Source organism: candidate division TA06 bacterium, from assembly GCA_016208585.1.
Lineage (GTDB): Bacteria > Edwardsbacteria > AC1 > AC1 > EtOH8 > UBA5202.
Genome location: JACQXR010000159.1, coordinates 1 through 17,863 on the forward strand (window position 1 = coordinate 1; position 17,863 = coordinate 17,863).

Here is a 17,863-nt window from a genome sequence, read left to right on the forward strand (position 1 = left end):
TCAGGGTTATTCAGCGCAGGGCGTATGGTTTGAGAGACGAGGAATACTTACGGTTGAAGGTACTGACCTGCACGCTTCCTCCCCTGTAAGTAGCCCAAAATCACCTAAAATCACCCACACTCATTGGAGAAGACCCAAAAATAGTAAGTATATCTAAAAAATAAATATTTGTCAAGGGTAAAACCTAACATGTAAAACCTAACACCGACAGGTAAAACCTATCAGTGTAAAAATCCCAATGTGTGGTAGCATAATAATTATGTCCGGGTAAAAATCCCTAAAAATCTCTAAAAATCAAGATAAATCAACAGTGTGGGAGGCCTATCATTACCTTGGGTTGCTGGATTTACTGAGATTTTTTGTTGCCGGGACATCATATCCTCTCGTTTTGGGTTTTAGTAGCAATTTGCCAGAAAAATCTGACCCAGACGGTCATCACATTCCCTTTGGCGGCAGTCTTGATCAACAGGATATTTTCTTTCCAGTGGCTATATTCACTGCATTCCCGGCAATCCATGCTGACCGGGCAGGGTTTGTAACCCAAAAAATAACGGCCATCAGCCTTCGGAAACGGCATCATCGCGCTTAAGTTCTTTCAGTTTGTATTGGAGTGTCCTCAGGCTGATCCCCAGCTGGTCCGCCGTCTGGCGGCGGTTGCCCTGGCAGTCTTTTAATGTCGCGATGATCAAGTTCTTTTCCATCTCCCTCATGGTCTGCCCGGATATTGTTGCAGCGGGTTCGGACTTGACGGTTTTGATCTGTTCCGGCAGATCATCCAACCGGATGGTCTGACCCTTGGCCATTACCACTGCATAGGAAATGACGTTCTCCAGCTCCCGGATGTTGCCCGGCCAGCTGTAATCCATCAAAACAGCCAGGGCTTTGTTTTCTATCTGATCGATTCCTTTAGCCTGAGCCGCAGCTGCCGTCTGGAGAAAATGCCGGCAGAGCAGTGGGATGTCGCTTTGCCGGTCCCGCAGATTGGGCAGGTTGATGGTTACCACATTAAGGCGGTAGAAAAGATCCTCCCGGAATCGTCCGGATTTGACCTCTTGGACCAGATCCCGGTTGGTGGCCGATATAACCCGGACATTTACTTTGATGCTCTGGGTATCTCCCACCCTGCGCATCTCGCCGTCCTGAAGCACCCGCAAAAGTTTAGCCTGGATGGCCGGAGAGATATCGCCGATCTCGTCCAGGAAAAACGTGCCGCCGTCGGCCATTTCAAACAGCCCCATTTTATTGCTCAAGGCCCCGGTAAAGGCGCCTTTTTTATAACCGAACAATTCAGATTCCAACAGGGTCTCGGGCAGGGCTCCGCAATATTGGGCCACAAAATTCTTTTCCTTGCGGGGGCCGTTATAATGAATGGCCTTGGCCACCAGTTCTTTGCCGGTACCGGAGTCGCCCTGGATCAGAACCGGAACACTGCTCTCTATCACCTTTTCCACCACCGAAAGGGCCACCAGGAATTTGGGAGACTGGCCGACAATATTTTCGAACCGGTACTGACGGCTGATCTCCTCCTTTAGGATCAGGTTTTCCTGTCTTAGGCGGGCCTGGAGTTTGGCGTTCTCGATGGAGATGGCCGCCATATTGGCGAAGGCCGCCAAAAATACTTTGTCCCGTTCGGTGAATACGTTTTTGGTGGTGCGGCTGTCCACATAGATCAGGCCGATGATTTGATCCTGCTTTTTGAGCGGCACGCAGATGATGGAGAGAATGTTGTAAAGCAGCACGCTCTCCGAGCCGGAGAAACGGGGATCGGTCCTGGCGTCCGAGGTCAGTGTTCCTTCGCCGCTTTCCAGCACCTGATTGATGATGGTCTGAGAAATTTCATCGGGGTTTTCGATGGGCCGGTGCTGGAAGTTGCGGGCCACCTTGACCGCCAATTCTCCCAAAGGCTGTTCTTTTATCATTAGCAGGCCCCGCTCGGCCTTGGTGGTGGATATCACCAGGTCCATCACCCGGTTGAACAGCTCCTCCGGCTCCTGGATGGAGTTGATCACCTGGCTGATGTCATAAAGAGCCAGCATCCCCTCTTTGTCGACTTGTTTTAATTCCTCGATAGACATTTTTGTTTATCGGATTTTATTAAGGTATGGTGAAAGTAGCTTCGACGGCGGCGGAATTCCCATCGCCGTCGGTGGCCCTTACCAGCCAGAGGTAAACGCCGGCGGCAAGTGTGGCCGTGCATTGTACATTGGATACGTTAGCTGTTGTTAAAGACCAATATTTCTGAGTGCCCTGCCAGATCTCTATAGTGATGTCTACTCCGCTGGCTTGGGCGTTGGTCCAACTCAAATTACCGGGCAAAGCCAAAGCTGCTCCATTATTGGGTACAAGGCTTGTCGGAACGGGACTGAACAACGGGACCGTGGCCTGACGTGGGGCCAGACCCTCGCCAGGTTCTATGGAAAAAGTTACGGTCTTTCCTATTATCCAAGCGGCCAATGATTCAGGATCGTATATGGTCCCATAAATCAACTCCAGATTCAGATCCCAGGCATATTTTTTGACGGAAACATCCGGCTTGCTGCTATCGGCCGGATAAGTTTTGCCTTCCACCATGGCATAGAACAAATACGCATCCAAAGAGGCCTGCCCCTCGGGATGGGTTCCCAGGCATTCCAGTACAAGCCCTCTGTCCAATTGGCCGTTTTCATGTGCTATCACATAGGTGTTAACCCTGGGGTTGGACAGTGACGGTTTTCCAGTTATTATGAAATCATATTCCAGTTTCCCGTCGGATGGAACATCTATGGTGTCCGCAGCGTCGTAATACTGGGGATGACGGACGGCAAGGATATATCTTTCCCCTCCCGGCAATTCCAGCTGATAGCCCCCCTGGGCGTCGCAAACTGTGTTGATGTTGACCGGCCCGGCGGTGACCACCGCTCCCGGCACCGGTGATGCTTTGGAATTACGGACCGTGCCCCAAACCCCCCGGCCGTTGACCGGATCAAGCGGGTTATCACGTTTGGCATCCGGCCCGCAGCCCAATCCGGACAACAGGCCCAGAACCAATAGCAATGTTGATATTTTTGTTTTATTCATGGCATGATTCAGTCAGTAAGGACTATGTCCAGTGCGCTGTAAAACCAAAAGGATATTGCCAGGTTGATCCCGAAACTGCGGGTTTTATACCAGGCATTATAGGTGTCATATTTGGACCCGATGACATCCGGATCGGTGGCATTCAGATAACTTTGATGGCTTAAATATGTGCCTAAAAATACCGCGCCCAGTCCGGCGGCAATTCCCAGAGCCGATCGTTTGAGGATCTTTCCCTTTTTAATTTCTCCCCGGTATGACTGGCCCCAGCCCGGCCACAGGGCGGCGCGCCACAAACAGGGCATTTTTTTTGGCTTGCCCTTATCAAAAATCAGCCCGGGCTGCACCCCTGATTGCCCCTGGCTTTGAGCGACCTCTAGCTGGGCTCGTTTGAAAACGCTGATTATTTTGGGAGAGACGAATTCCGGGTTCAATTCCAGCTTAGGCTTGGAAACCAGGATGATCTTGAATACTTCCACCGCCTGATCGTCATTCCCCAGGGCCACCAGGGAAAAAGATAGGTAGGTGCGGAGATAGACCAGATCGCTGGGGGTATAGGGAGCCGTATCGGCCAGGGCTTTTTGGGCATTACCGACCACCTCATCGTAATATCCCCGCTCATAGGAGGCCACCACCACCCCCAGATAGTTCGCGCTTTGAGCATGAACTTGTGGGGACCAGGCTGGCCAGGCCAGCAAGAACGATATGAATATTATTCTTTTCATTGCAGGATTATATTCCGATCCAAAGTCTTGTCCTCTTCGATGTTCAGGTTTTCTTTCCACTCTTTTCCCAACGGCCCCGAAAGCTTTAGTTCGTGTTCCCCGATGGAAAGCTTAAGCGGCGCCCCCAGCGGAGTGGTTCCCATTTCCTCTCCGTCTATATAGACCACGGCCCAAGGCGAGACGGTAAGCCTTAAGCGCCCGAAGGCCTCCGGCATGGTTACATCCAACGATAAGGTGTCGCCTGGTTTTATGACCAGATTACTCAGGTATTCCCGGCGGTTGGGATGCCTCAATATCAGTTGATATTGTCCGGGAGAAAGCTTTACTGGATTATCCAGCGGAGTACGTTCGTAATAGCGGCCATTGAGATAGATTTCGGCCCAGGGTTTCACCGAGAGCTTCAGAAAACCGGGGGCAAGATTTTGCGGGATCAGATCGGCCGTAAGGTTAAGACTCTGACCGGCATTTAGTCTGATGTTGATCCGTCTTGCCTCAAAACCTTCTTTGGAGATCATCAACCGGTGTAGCCCCGGGTTCAGGTTATTTATGGTTAGGGGAATACTGCCGTAATCCCGGCCGTTCACGGTAACCCTTGCTCCTTCAGTTCCCGCCACCAAAACAGTTGGCTGCGAGACCGGCGGCCCGGCAGTATCTGGAGGATTTTGATTCAGGGTGTCCGGCCGGACTCGGGCGCTATCTGCTTTATGGCTGGCGATATATCCGGTTATGGTCCGGTAACTCCAACTGCCTAAAAACACCAATAGCGCCATCAGAGCCATTATCAATAATGTCTGCCGCAGGACATAGATGCGCCGCTCGGCCCGGGCCATTTTTTTTATCAGGGTCAGATCTTCCTGCCGGGGGACATAGTTCCGGGGCGCGCTGAGGTAACGGGAAAGCGCTTCGGGGCTGCCCATCTGGTAGGGAACCAGTCCGGCTAAAAGTTTTCCGGCATCGCCGTAACGGCGTTTGGGATTCTTGTCCAAAAGTTTTTGCATGACCGGGTCCACCCCCAACGGCAGTTCGGAATCCTGCCGGGCCAGGCTTTTGGGAATCAGCCGCAAGGTCCGGTCGATGGTCTCGGAATGGGTCTGCCCGGCAAAAGGGTTGCCGCCGGAAAGCATCTCGTAGAACATCACCCCCAGGGCATAAATATCGGACTGGGCGTCGGCCGGCTGGCCCTTTATCTGCTCCGGAGCCAGATAGGCCGGGGTGCCCACAAAAGTTCCGGGATCGGTTATCCCCAGAGCCTCTTGGGCGTAAGCCAGTCCGAAATCGGTTATTTTAACCCCGCCCCCCTTGGTCAGCATGATATTGGCCGGCTTGATATCCCGGTGGATGATCTGGTTCTGATGGGCGTGCCAGAGTCCCTGGGCTATCTGGCACACCACATAGACCGCCAGCAAAAACGGCAGCTTAGGCTGTTGGTCCAACAGGTCTTTTAAAGAACAGCCGTCGATGTATTCCAGGATTATATAATAGGATCCCTCCAGTTCAAAATAATCGGTTACGTCAACAATGTTCTCGTGATGCAGCCTTCCCAGCAGCTTGGCCTCGCGCTCAAATCTTTTGACGAAACCCTGATCGTTGGCCAAATGGGGATGCAGCTGTTTGATCACCGCTTGCCGGCCTAATTCGGCATGCCGTCCCAGGTAAATTGTGGCCATGCCCCCGCTCGAAAGCGCCGAGATTATCTGATAATTGCCGATTCTTTCCTTCATTTTTTCAAACCGGTCAAAATGGCTTTCAGGTTTATGTCCAGGAATGTTTGTCCGGCCGCCAAAGCCACCCCGGAATAATTATCCATAAAAGATAGGACACCGGGCCAGGCCAGATGTCTGGACGGGTCGATATCTTCCAGCCCCAATATTTCATCGGCCTTTATTTCGAACGATTTGTCCTGATGGCTGCATTTGATGACGGCCTGATTCGGGGATTCGCAGCGGGCTAATCCCAAGATTTTGGCCAGATCCACCTTCAAACTTCCGGACTTTTTTAGGCCCTCATCCTTTTTATCCAACCCCACCGAAATGATGGAATCAACCTTGAGGGCCAGCCGGGCCGAACCTATTTTAAAAATCAGCAAACGCATTTTATTGATTTGCGGATTTGAACCGGGACACCAGGCTGTTCATTTTTTCGGCAGTTTGCGAAAGGGTTTGAGCCACGGCCGAAAGCTCCTGCATGGAAGCGGTCTGCTGCTCCACCGCCGCCGCCACTTCTTCGGTGGAAGCCGCGGTCTGGATGGCGATGGCCGATACTTCAGAAGCCAACTGCGCCACCTGCCCGGCGCTTTTGGTCTGGGCCCGGCTGGATTCTGAGATCTGCTTGACCATGGCGCCGGCCACCGTCACCGTGCTGCTGATGACCTTCAAGGCCTGTTCGGTCTGATCCACGCTGGTCCGGCTGTTTTCTATTGACTGCTGGGTGTGGGCGATCACTTCCACCGTTTTGGCGATCTCAGCCTCAATATCGCGGATCAATGAAGAGACCTGCTGGGCGGAATTCCCGGCCTCCACCGCCAGGGAACGGATCTCGTCGGCCACCACCGAGAACCCTTGGCCGGCCTCGCCGGCCCGGGCCGCTTCGATGGCGGCGTTCAAAGCCAAAAAATCTATCTGCTGGGCCAGGTTGGACACCAGGGCCGCCACCCCGCCTATCTCCTTGGATTTCTGCTGCAGCTTGACCACCTTCTGGCTGGTCTGATCGGCCGATTGATAGATCTCCGCTATTTTTTGAACCGCCTCCGACGTTTGGGCGGCCCCCTGCTGGGATGAGTCCACCGCCCTTTGCGACGAGACCGTGGTCATCCGCACCTGGGAATCGATCCGCTTGGCGGCTTCGGAAAAATCCTGCAGCGACTTGGCCACCGAGGTCAGCCGCTCCGACTGGACGGTGGCCCCCTTGGAGATCTGCTGGATGGTGGAAGAGATCTCCTGCCCCGAAGCGTTCATCTGCTGGGAGGAGGAGGCCAGTTCCTGGGCGCTGGCCGCCACCTCGGCCGCCACTTTTTCTATGTCGCTTACCAGCCGGTCCAGCAGGTTGACGAACTGATTGTACTGATGGCAGAGATCGCCCAGCTCGTTGTTGGCCAAAAGCGGAAGATGCCGGCCCAGCCCCCGGTTTTGGCCGCTGATCTCGGACAGCGCCACTACCAGGGAATCAATTACGTCGGTAATGTTGCGGGAAGACAGGTAAGCGATGATCAACGTGGCCGCCAGGCCTATCAGGGCTATCAGGGTCAGCTGGCTCAGACGCTCCATCATTATCCCAAATGAAAGGGAAAGCATCATCACCACCAGGAACAGGACTATCAGCCGGTGGGTCAGGGATATCCTGACGGTTTTCCTGATGATCTCCGACTGGCGCCCCAGATGAAGCAGGGCCAGGCGGATGACTATATCCTTAAGCAGAAATTCTTCAATTAGAAAAATCAAAGCGCCCAGGACCAGCGCCGTTACCACCGAATAAAGCACGATGTACCAGAAATTGGTGGCCTGGGCCAGCAGGGCCACGATCAGCCAGATGACCGGAACTGCTACTATGAAATTAACCGTCATATGCAAAGCAGAAACCAAAGGAAAATCCAGGGCCGCCTTAAAGGCTGCCGTAATGTTCTGGCCTTCCGCCTGAGGATCGGTTGCAAAAGCCACCACGTTTTTTAAACGTTTCCGGTTCCAGATCTGGGTCAGCCCGGCCAGCAGTAGAGCAATCGGGAGGCCTGCCCATAATATGACCTTATTGGCCTGGGGAGGAAAGGCCGCCGCCCGGCTGACGAAATACATTAACAACGGCGCTCCGAAAAACAAGGCCAGCAGGTCCGGCAAGGCCAGGGCCAGCTTTATTTTTTTATCCGGCTTCATTTTCCCTGGCCCTCCTTAACTGTAAAGTTTCCCACTAATCGTTTCATCTCCTCGGCGGCCCGGGCCAGCTCCTGGGCGCTGGCGGTCATCTCCTGCATCGAGGCCATCTGTTCCTGGTGGGCGGCCGCGGTCTGCTCCATGCCCGAGGCGGTTTCCTCGGCCACCGCCTCCACCTGCTCGATGGCCAGCACTATCCGCTTGGCCCCCTCCACCTGTCCTTCGGTGGTCTGGGATATTTTGAGCGACCCCTGGGATGAATTTTTCACCGTTTCGATGATCTGGAAAAAGGCTTTGTTCCCGTGCTCGGCCAGCTGTTTGCCGCTGCCCACCTCCGCCAGCCCCTCCCTCATGGCGTTTACCGTCTGGGTGGTTTCCGACTGGATCTCCTTGATCAGGCCGTCTATCTGCTTGGTGGCCGAGGCGGTGCGCTCGGCCAGTTTTTTGACCTCGCCGGCCACCACCGCAAAACCCCGCCCCGATTCCCCGGCCCGGGCCGCTTCAATGGCGGCGTTCAACGCCAACAGATTGGTGCGCCAGGCCACCGCTGAAATCAGTTCGGTGATCTGGCTGATCTCCCCGGTTTTCTTCTCCAGCCCCCCGATCACGAAGGAAAGCCGGAACATGGTATCGTCGATCTTGCCCATCTGTTCGGTGATGGCGGACATGGCCCGTTCGCCCTCCGAAGCCATGCCCAGAGCCTGGCTGGCCGATTGGGCCGCTGCCTGGGCGCTTAGGTTCACTTCGTCCACCGAGGCGGATATGGCGTTGATGGCGTCCTTGGTTTCCTTGACCGACGAGACTTGGGTGACCGAGCCTTGGGAAACCCTCTGCAGGGTGGCGGAGATCTCCTGTTGGGAGGCGCTCATCTCCTGGGTGGAGGCCGCCAGTTCTTCGGAGGTGGCGGCCACGTTGTTGGCGGTGTTCATCACGATCCGGACCAGTTCCTCTAACCGGGCGGCGAAACTGTTGAAATGCAGGCCCAGCCGGCCTATTTCATCGTTGGCCGAACACTGCACCCGCCTGGTCAGATCGGCCGAGCTTTCGGCCAAATCCTTGAGCATGGTCCCCAGCAAGCCGATGGGCTGGGAAACCATCCGGCGGATCAGCCCCCGGATCAGAAATATCACTACGATAAAGGTGACTAAAAGCAGCGTCACTACGTTGCCCAGCATTTTTTGGAAAAGCGGCGTGATGATCTCGGCATAAAACTGCGCCTGATCGCTCACTAACATTTCTTGTTGTAAAAAAACAGTCAGGACCTTGAACATGGTCACCAACAAAATACCGGTGACCACGGTCAAGGCTGTAAAAAGAACGATGGCGAAACTGGAGACCAACTTGGACTCGATGCCGACGCTGCTGTCTTTTTCCTGGGACTTAATCAGGGTCAGCACCGCCCAGCCAATTATGCCGGCCGGAACCAGCATGGCCAAAAGCCCTATCCAGCCCAGCCGGGAAAAAAGGAACACCGCCAGGATGGAGACGGGAGCCAAAGTCAAATTAAGCTTGATATCGGACCAGGCCATTTTAACGGCTTCCAGCCAGCCGAAGTCTTTCCCGATGACATGGTAGCAGCTGACCATGAAATCGTTGACTATGACGTAGACCAGCAGCGCCGCCAGCAAAATCGGGATATTAAGCCAGCCCAAAACATCCGCCCCGCCCCGCCCTCCCAGCCAGCCGAAAACTAAGGACATGGCATAGACGGACATCGCAAACTGGGCCCCGATGAAAAACACCCGGCGCCACGGCTTCTTGCGGCGGATCTGGTGGGGAATCGAGCTGACGGCTATCACCAAAGCCGCCGGAGCGGTCCCCCACATTAAGAATATGAAATAGACCAAAATCAGGTCTAAGGAAAGATGCACCCCGCCGGGCAGGGCTACCGTGAACCATTGGCAGACCAGCGCCGCCGCCAGCAGCCCGGCCAACAGCCAGACGGAGAGGTTGAACCCTTTCAACAAGTAGGCCAGCAAAACAAGCCCCAGCGCCGTTACCGCCCAGGCGAATAAGCTTTGCCATTTGGATCTGTTGTTCATTATGTTATCTCTCCATGAATTGACATTGTTGTTTGCCGGATTTTACCGCCGGGCTAAAGTTAAGAGGGGCAATTCCCGTAAGCCGGCGTCAATCTGGCTCACTTTGCTTGCAATCTGGCCTACTTTGCTTGCAATCTGGCTTACTTTGCTTGCAATCTAAGCTACTTTGCTACCAATTTTGGTGAGATTGCAACCCAATTTGACAATATTGACTGCAATCCCGCCGTTTTTGCCTGCAAACTGACCCCGTTTGCCTCCAATTTTTGCCAAAATGCTAAATATCAGAACCTTTTAACTCCCAACCGCTTACGCTATTATATTTACTGCCTCGTGCCTGCACGCTGTAGTAGCCAACCATAGCAGCAGTTTCGGCACGCAAGCGTGCGCCTTATCTTCAGCGGTGGCGCAAGCCTCTTTTTAGGCGGTTTTCTTCTTCCGCCCGCCCCCGTGCTGCCGCCGGGAGAAGCCATACTTCTGCAGTTCTGGCCCGGACTTGCCGTAAACCGATTCCAAATAACTTACCATTCTGGCTCCCATTGCTCTGGCCTCTTTATCCTTTGCCGTAAGAGCCTTGGTGACGGTGTAAAGTTCGGCCTTGGCCTTCTCCTGCCTGTCGTCCAGCTTGCGAAGCTCGGGCAGTATTTTGGCTATGTCGGTGGCATACCTTTTCTGCACCGCATCGCCGGTGGAACTTTTAAGCCCGCCCAAAGCTGCTTCCAAAAAATTGATCAGGTCAGCAAAGCTTGTCCCAATTCGCGTGGCCATGATGGCGCCTCCTAAAAGTTAATGGTTGGGTTGCCGGGGGTATGTTGTTTCTACCTGGAATTATTTTGCAACCATTTTGCCGCCTCTGGCGGCACCCCGCCCTCGGCGGTGGCAAACCATTTCAACCGTTTCAAACCCATTCGTTCGTTAAACTTTCATGTCAAACTCAGGGCAGGCCATTTCCAACGTTGCCGCACCCCGTTGCCCCGCCCCTCAAACCCATCTTCACCCGCCTAATTTAGTCTCAGCGCCTTGGTTTCTATGATAAATACCAGTTCCCCCTGGTGTTCAAAAGCTTGCAATACTTTTTCCTGATCTGGAATAAAATTTTTATCCACCGTGATCAAGGAATTAAAGGGAATATCTACGATGGGGCCGATCTCCTCCACCAGCAGTCCGGTTTCCTTCCCGGCCACAACCGTCATCACCAGATCGCCGGAGGAGGCCGGCAGGGATTTCCCCAGAAACAGGCCCAGATCGGCCACCGGCACCTGCTTACCCCGCCAGAGGCACATCCCGGCGATGAATCCGGTGGTCCGGGGCAGGACGGTTATGTCGGGATGATAGACCGCCTCCTGAACCGTCGTCATGTCAAGGGCATAATGCTCTGTTCCCGAGCGGACTATCAGGACTTTGCCGGCGGCTTCATCCAATTTTTATGCTTCCTCGCTTTTCAATATGTCGATCTGCTCCTGGGCTTCCCTGGCCCACCAGTTCCCGGGCGAAAGTTTGATGCATTTCTCCCATTCCCGAATGGCCGCTCCCGGCATCTTTTTATTATAATAGGCCTGGCCCAGATGGTAGTATGCTTCTATCAAATTCGGCCCCAGCACCGTGGCCTTGGAAAAGAAGAAGATGGCGTCATCCAGCATCTGCCTTTCCAAGTAGACCAGCCCCAGGTAATAGTGGGAGTAAAGCACCGCGGTCCGGTCCTTGCCCGATTTCAGCACCCGGCTGAAATGCTCGATGGCCTCGCCATAAATCTGTTTTTTGAGGCAGACAAAGCCCAGGTTATTGCGTACCGCGTCGTTGTTGGGCTCCAGCTGCAGCACTTTAAGGCAGATCTCCAGGGCCTGGTCGTAGCTGCCCTGGTAGCTGTAGGCCCAGCCTAAAAGCCCCATGGCCTTGGTGTCGGTGGAATTCAATTTGACCGCGTTGGCGAGCGAGTTAATGGCTTGCTCGTATTCCCCGCGGCAGATCTGATTCCAGCCTTCGGCCACATAGGTGGAACTCCCCAGGCTGTCGGTGCGCATGGTCTCGACGAAGGAGCGGATCAGCAGTTTGGACTGGTCGTCGCTGACCGAAGCCGATTTGTAGACCGAGATCAGCGATTTGACGGAGTCCTGCAGGCTTAAAAGGTGCTTCAGGGCTATGGCAATGTCCTTATATAATTTGCGGAGCTCCCGCTCCATCTGTCCCTCCTGATCCTTGGCTTCCGGGGCCTTGAGCCGCTCTTTAAGGACCGCGATCTTGCCCTGATAATCTTTGACGATATCTTCCAGCACCGGCATTTTAGCTTCCCCTTTTCAAATATTAATTAATGGCTATCTAATCTACTCCGGAACCTTTTTAGACACCGACAAACACTGTTGAATGTCGATTATAAAAGTTTTTTACCGAATGCACATCTATAGTTAGGAAAACCCAAATAGAAAAAATATCAGTGTAATTCAGTGTCTGGGAAATAATCCAGGATATATCCTGAGTTAATTGGATAATCAATCAAATGTTTTTAGGAACAAGCCGAAATAATAGCCTGAGGTATCTGGTCCAGCGGTAATACCAGGTCCACCATCCCGGTCTCGATGGCCGATTTGGGCATCCCAAACACCACGCAGCTGCTGCGGTCCTCGACGATGGTATGCCCGCCTTCCCGTTTTATGGCCGCCATTCCTTTGGCCCCGTCATGCCCCATCCCGGTCAAGATCACGCCCACTATGGGAACTTTGGCGCTGGCCGCCAGAGATTCCATGGTCACGTCCACCGAGGGCCGGACCCCGAAACGGGGCGGATCCTGGTTAAGCTGGATCTTTGGGCCGGATGCGTCCAAGGTCAGGTGATAATCGGCTGGCGCCATTAGGGCCAACCCAGGCCTTATCTGGTCGCCTTCTCTGGCCTCCCGGACTATGATCCGGCTGCGGGAGGAAAGCCTTTCGGCCAGGGATTTGGTGAAGCCCGCCGGCATGTGCTGGATGAGAATCAATCCGGCGTTCAGGTTCCCGGGAAGCTTTGGGATGATCTCTGCTAGGGCCCGGGTTCCGCCGGTGGACGAACCGATGGCCACTATTTTCTGACCCTGCGGTCTGGACGGGGTTTTAGCAGGGGCCGGTTCGGATTTTTTATGCCGCTGGGTCCTGAGCCTTTCCAGATTCACTCCGGCCGCCATGAATATCTTTTCCACCAACTGCTGCCGGACTTTTTCTATGTCCAAAGAAATGGAGCCTGACGGTTTGGTGATGAAATCAACCGCTCCCAACTCCAGGGCCAGCAAGGTGGCCTCGGCCCCCTCTACGGCATGGGCCGAAAGGATCAGCACCGCCACCGGCGTCTCGCTCATCATCCGGGCCAAAGCCTGCAGTCCGTCCATGACCGGCATCTCGATATCCAAGGTCACCACGTCCGGCTTCAGTTTTTTAACCTGGGCCAGGCATTCCAGCCCGTCATTGGCGGTTCCGGCCAGTTCCAAGCCCGGAGCGCCGGAAACAATGTCACCCAGCATCTTCCTCATCAGGGCGGAATCGTCAACCACCAGTACTCTTATGGGATTTTTATTGGGCATTTATCGCACCAATTTCTTAAGGGTCGTTTGCATATTAAACGCCGGTTTACCCGTTCGTTTGCCAAGCAAGTTGGCCTACCTCAGGGCAAGTCGAAGCGCTTGTGCTGAGTTTATCTAAGCACCATCGCCTTTTTAGTGTCGCTGAACGATCCCGTTTGCAATCTGTAAAAATATATACCCGTGGCCGCTTGCCGGTTACTTTCATCTTTGCCGTCCCAATTGATTGAGTAATAACCGGGCTGCTGGTTTTCGTTGACCAGTGTTTTTACAGCCTGCCCCAAAGTGTTGTAAACCTTCAGGCTGACCCGGCCTTGTTTTGCCAATTGATAATTGATCGTCGTTGCTTGCTGGCAGGGATTGGGATAGCATTGGCTTAGCCCAAATACAGTGGGTACAGAATTTGTAGTTTGCCTTTTGCCCGCAAGTTGCGGCCCGCCCAATGCGTCCATGTCGAAATACATCTTGAAACGCTGTATCCGGTTGTTGTGGGTGTCAACGACATAAACATACTTGCCATCCGGGCTTACCGCCAGACCCTGCGGCAGTTTGAATTGACCGGCTTCCTGCCCCTGAACTCCAAAAGTCAAAAGCGCGTTGTGCCAGGGGTCAAGCTCAATCACCCGGTTATTGTAGACATCGGCAATGTAAAGGTTATTGTAAATGTCAAAGCAGACGTCCCATGGCTGTTTTAAATCAAGCCCGGCGCCTAATAAATCTACGATTTTTCCGGATGTATCAAAAACTGCTACCCTGTTATTTTTGGAATCCGAAACATAGATAGAAGTTACTGTCTCGTTTTCAACGGCGTCATTCCTTGCCGCTAAGCCGGTTGGCTGCTGCAATACATCCTTCCCGAAGGCTTTAATGAATGTTCCATCGCTCTTAAACTTTTGCACCCGGTTGTTCTTATTGTCGGTTACATACAGCATGGTCTGACTGTTTTCATTGCTGATCGCCAGGCCGATAGGCTGGTTGAACTCGCCGTCATTTGAGCCTTTGCTGCCGAACCATCCGATTAACTCACCGTTCTGGTTGAAACGGCCGACACGATGATTATAACAATCCGCTGCATAGATAACGCCGGAATTGTCCACGGCAATCCCCTGCGGCTGATTAAAGCCGTTGGGATTTTGACCGGTAGATTTAGAACCGAAACAAAGCAGGACGTCGCCGGCAGGCGAGAATTCCCATATTTTATCGGCCTGGGTATCGGTGGCGTAGATATTGCCCCAATTATCGCAGGCGGCGTCAACCGGCAGTGATGAGAATACGGCAAAATCAGGGTCTATGCCAACCAATGGTTTCATATTATAACAATAATAGATGGTTATTGTTGCCGTGCCGTTATTGCAGGCCGAATCAGTTGCCATAAGCTGGAAATCATAGCAATTGCCGGCGACCATCCCCAGCGAGTCGCAGTTGATAAAGACCGGACGTTTGGTTATGCGATAAATACCGGATTTGACGGTTTGCCATGTCGTCAGGTTATGCTGTTTCAGTTCCAGAGCCCAACTTTTAATGACAAAGTTGTCGTTGACGGTACACCAGACCGAAAAGGTGTCAACGTTCACATTCGTGCGGTTTCGCGGCGAATGGATGGTTGCCGCGGGCAAGGTCTGGTCCAGCACGATATTGTCCGACCAGCCGGGTTCTAAGCTGATGTTGCCGGCCAGGTCTTTCAACTGCAGATAGACCCGTTTTGTCCCATCGCCCAAGGATAATGCGCATTGATACGTCCCGATTGTGTCGCAGTTGATCCAGCCATCGTAGACATACGGCCCGGCGGTGGAATTCAGGACGCTAACCGGCTCCAAGCGGATGTTATCAACCGCTATCGTGTTTAAGAGAGCATCGTCATCCGGCGGGGGCGGGACTGTTATCCCATATATATTATAGCTTACCTCCATTCTGCCCAAGGGCCGGGTGGCATCCACCTTAAGGGTAAAAGTATCCGAGTTTTGTTTCCAAATCACTTCGGGGGTGGAGGCTATAGGCTTTTCAAGCAATCTTACAAAACGTGGCTCAACTGTTGCGGCATAATTGGGTTCAACTACATCGGCATAAAAGACATCCACTATTTTGTACGAAAATATCACATCGTGGGCGTAGACGTCGTCGGTCAGCCGCAGCAGCTTGTTTTTAAAAGGAGTTAATTCTGTTCCGGGGATGATCTGTTTGGCCGAAGCCCTGATCTGGGCCGGGCCGGGGCCGGTATGATATCCTTTTAAATGCAAGAAACCATTATAGAACTCGGCGTTGTCCAGTATCCAACTTGTGGTATTGTCAAATGTTCCGTTTTTAACCAAGTTAGCATAACCAGAAGAATTTCCGAACGGCGTTTCGGCAAAGCGCATCTGGGACAAGCCGGGAAAGGCGTCCGTACCGGTCAGTTTGACGTTTACGGTTTGTGAGTTTGTAAATGTTGCGTTGTTGTTGATGGATACTGCGCCCGTGCCGGGCGGCACATCGTTAAAATATATCTGGCCGGTGAATTTGGGCGTGGTTATTTTGCCGCCGTCTATTTTGTATTGCAGTTCAAAGATGTTTTGTTTATTCTCTTCGGATTTTTGCAAGTATTGGATTGACGAAGCTTTATAGGGCAGCCAGCCCGAGGTTATACTTTTCCAATAACCAAAAGCAAATTTGGCGGTTGTTTCGGGCTGCACGATTGTCCAGTATTTTTGGGTTATTTGAATGGAATCGTTGGAAAGCGTTGAAGTGATGTTGGGCGAAAGCGTGGTAAATCTGAAGTTGATGTAAGCCGCTCCGCCCTCCAGTTTGGGCGTAGAGGCAAAAGGTATTATCCTGAACAGCCGGCCGCCGCCGGGCAGCAATTTTATCGTAATTGTCTGGTTCGCGCCTCCGGTAAGCAGACCGGTTATACGTTGGTTATCCAAAACATCCGTGATGAAATATGTATTTGGCTGGCCGGGGGCAGGGGTCCAGTTAAGCGTTACTGCAGCGCTCATCGTATCGGCCGGCAGGCAGTGGCGGTTGACCAGCATGAAGTATTTGTCGTCGGCATTGGTCTTATGGTGGAACATACCCACCTGAATCAAAGAATCGGAAATGCCGGTTAGGTACGTGCCTACGGGCACATTCTTCCTAAAGGCAGTTTCCCAAGCCAGTTGCATCAGCGTAGGGCTTAGGGCTTTAATGCCGCCGTTAAGGTTTTTAACTGCCGTCCAGTGAGGTTCGTTGTGCTTCCCGGAGGGTTTTACCAAGCCCAATTGGTAAAACCAGTTTATTCCATCATACGTATATATATTGTCCACATATACGTAATAAAACAATCCGGTGGCCCCGTAACACAGGGACAGATTGGCCATGCAGGATATCTCCCGGGGAGTGGGTCTACGGAAATTGCCTTCGCCGTTTATCGTGGTGTCTATCAGGGTATCCTGATATTTGTAGTCGCCGAAGCTTTGGATCTGAACGTACAGGGGAATGTCGGCGCTGTTGCAGGCATGCTTGGCGGCGCTAAGGGCAATGGCCATGGTGTCGAACCGGTTTTGCAGGCCGCGACCGGAATCAACCGGGGTGCGCACCCAGAGGGCGTTGCCATAGAAACCTCCGGATATGGGAAGAATATTCAGGGAAAGCTCGTTGGGGTGGACGGCATTGATGAATTCGGAATATATTGTGGTATCCGCGCCATGGATGTTCGGCTCAAGCGGTGTTACCTGGTTTATGCCGGGGTAGCTGGGGTTTGTTAATTTTAGTTGCGATTGCACTATGCTATCCGCCTTAAACTGACTGCGAAAAGGTTCATCGCAAAGCATATAACGGAAGACGGCTTCTTTGTTGGGCGCGGTGGGGCCGGAGTATGTTTTTGCTATATCTGCAATCACTTGGTTATACATATTTGAATTTAGCGAATCATACACCGCATCCTGTATTTCCACGTAATCCACATATAAATCCTTATTGCCATAGGTATAAACCACAAAGTCCCGCCATTGGGGATCATAAAAGCTGCGGCTGAATTTAATGTCAAACGTTTTATAGCTATCAAGCCCGGGAAAACTGTCCGTGGTAAGCGTTACCATAATGCTGTCGCTTTGGCGCACTAGATCTTCGGCTATAGGCACCATCCCTATCTTGCACACCTGGCTGCCGTCTGCGGTTCCAGTATATTTCACCCTGAAACCGGCGGTATAATTCCGAGTAGCGCCTAAATACGTGGCGTCGTCGGCCCGGGGCTCCCGGCAAGTGCGGTTGCGGTATTTAAGGTCATCTCTGTTCGGGTCGTCGTTAGCGCATAACAAACTGTCCCACAACAACGCATACCCAGCGCCATGGATAGGCGGAGCCGGACAAAACCAGGCGTTGCTGTCGGCGTCGTAGGATCCCACCCTGCCGGGGCGGCTTTCCTTGCCGTAATACCGGTGGTTCCCCTCATACCTGGCATATACCCCGCCGGAGAATCGCTCCAGATTGTAAAGGGTGTTAGCGCCGGTGTAGCAGATCCCCAGCAGGGCCTTTTGGCCGATACTTTTAAGCACGGCCAACCTGGACTGGAGTTGGGAAGGAGAATATCCGACCAGATAGATGGTATTGATATTACAGGTATCTGCGCCCCGGGCCCAGGTCCTAAAATCGCAGGATGGCCACGCGCCGAACTCCCCGATGGGGAAA

At 53.0% G+C, this 17,863-nt stretch carries 12 protein-coding genes; all 12 read right to left on the reverse strand.

Features of this window, described 5'->3' with window-relative positions; all coding sequences use genetic code 11:
* Positions 1-557 precede the first annotated feature (557 nt).
* Complete coding sequence (locus HY768_11425; protein MBI4727805.1) at positions 558-2,075, reverse strand: sigma 54-interacting transcriptional regulator; 1,518 nt, start codon at positions 2,073-2,075, stop codon at positions 558-560.
* A gap of 19 nt (positions 2,076-2,094) precedes the next feature.
* Positions 2,095-3,057 (reverse strand): carboxypeptidase regulatory-like domain-containing protein, encoded by a 963-nt coding sequence (locus HY768_11430; protein ID MBI4727806.1) that lies wholly within the window; start codon positions 3,055-3,057, stop codon positions 2,095-2,097.
* 8 nt (positions 3,058-3,065) lie between these two features.
* The gene (locus HY768_11435; protein MBI4727807.1) at positions 3,066-3,779 is read right to left on the reverse strand and encodes a hypothetical protein; all 714 of its coding nucleotides are present in this window, start codon (positions 3,777-3,779) and stop codon (positions 3,066-3,068) included.
* Complete coding sequence (locus HY768_11440) at positions 3,776-5,500, reverse strand: serine/threonine protein kinase (GenBank protein MBI4727808.1); 1,725 nt, start codon at positions 5,498-5,500, stop codon at positions 3,776-3,778. Before HY768_11440 ends, HY768_11435 begins: the two co-directional genes overlap by 4 nt.
* Positions 5,497-5,871 carry a hypothetical protein gene (locus HY768_11445; protein ID MBI4727809.1) on the reverse strand — a complete coding sequence of 125 codons (375 nt, stop codon included), beginning with the start codon at positions 5,869-5,871 and terminating at the stop codon, positions 5,497-5,499. The genes HY768_11440 and HY768_11445 overlap by 4 nt, the downstream gene beginning before the upstream one ends.
* Before the next feature lies 1 nt (position 5,872).
* Positions 5,873-7,642, reverse strand: a complete 1,770-nt coding sequence (locus tag HY768_11450) for a hypothetical protein (GenBank protein MBI4727810.1) — start codon at positions 7,640-7,642, stop codon at positions 5,873-5,875.
* Positions 7,639-9,681 (reverse strand): methyl-accepting chemotaxis protein, encoded by a 2,043-nt coding sequence (locus HY768_11455; GenBank protein MBI4727811.1) that lies wholly within the window; start codon positions 9,679-9,681, stop codon positions 7,639-7,641. Before HY768_11455 ends, HY768_11450 begins: the two co-directional genes overlap by 4 nt.
* A gap of 417 nt (positions 9,682-10,098) precedes the next feature.
* Complete coding sequence (locus tag HY768_11460) at positions 10,099-10,446, reverse strand: hypothetical protein (protein MBI4727812.1); 348 nt, start codon at positions 10,444-10,446, stop codon at positions 10,099-10,101.
* A gap of 233 nt (positions 10,447-10,679) precedes the next feature.
* The gene (locus HY768_11465; GenBank protein MBI4727813.1) at positions 10,680-11,099 is read right to left on the reverse strand and encodes a chemotaxis protein CheW; all 420 of its coding nucleotides are present in this window, start codon (positions 11,097-11,099) and stop codon (positions 10,680-10,682) included.
* A gap of 3 nt (positions 11,100-11,102) precedes the next feature.
* On the reverse strand, positions 11,103-11,957 hold the full coding sequence (locus tag HY768_11470; protein MBI4727814.1) for a tetratricopeptide repeat protein: 855 nt from the start codon (positions 11,955-11,957) through the stop codon (positions 11,103-11,105).
* Positions 11,958-12,178: 221 nt separating this feature from the next.
* A complete protein-coding gene (locus tag HY768_11475; GenBank protein MBI4727815.1) occupies positions 12,179-13,225 on the reverse strand; it encodes a chemotaxis response regulator protein-glutamate methylesterase in 1,047 nt (348 codons plus the stop codon).
* Between the two features lie 110 nt (positions 13,226-13,335).
* Positions 13,336-17,863 (reverse strand): T9SS type A sorting domain-containing protein (locus HY768_11480; GenBank protein MBI4727816.1); only part of this gene is annotated, 4,528 nt, incomplete at its 5' end.

Coding starts and splice junctions, on each gene's coding strand:
- HY768_11455 (MBI4727811.1), bottom strand. CDS start 9,681: ATGAACAACAGATCCAAATGGCAAAGCTTATTCGCCTGGGCGGTAACG.
- HY768_11445 (MBI4727809.1), bottom strand. CDS start 5,871: ATGCGTTTGCTGATTTTTAAAATAGGTTCGGCCCGGCTGGCCCTCAAG.
- HY768_11425 (MBI4727805.1), bottom strand. CDS start 2,075: ATGTCTATCGAGGAATTAAAACAAGTCGACAAAGAGGGGATGCTGGCT.
- HY768_11475 (MBI4727815.1), bottom strand. CDS start 13,225: ATGCCCAATAAAAATCCCATAAGAGTACTGGTGGTTGACGATTCCGCC.
- HY768_11440 (MBI4727808.1), bottom strand. CDS start 5,500: ATGAAGGAAAGAATCGGCAATTATCAGATAATCTCGGCGCTTTCGAGC.
- HY768_11460 (MBI4727812.1), bottom strand. CDS start 10,446: ATGGCCACGCGAATTGGGACAAGCTTTGCTGACCTGATCAATTTTTTG.
- HY768_11450 (MBI4727810.1), bottom strand. CDS start 7,642: ATGAAGCCGGATAAAAAAATAAAGCTGGCCCTGGCCTTGCCGGACCTG.
- HY768_11435 (MBI4727807.1), bottom strand. CDS start 3,779: ATGAAAAGAATAATATTCATATCGTTCTTGCTGGCCTGGCCAGCCTGG.
- HY768_11470 (MBI4727814.1), bottom strand. CDS start 11,957: ATGCCGGTGCTGGAAGATATCGTCAAAGATTATCAGGGCAAGATCGCG.
- HY768_11430 (MBI4727806.1), bottom strand. CDS start 3,057: ATGAATAAAACAAAAATATCAACATTGCTATTGGTTCTGGGCCTGTTG.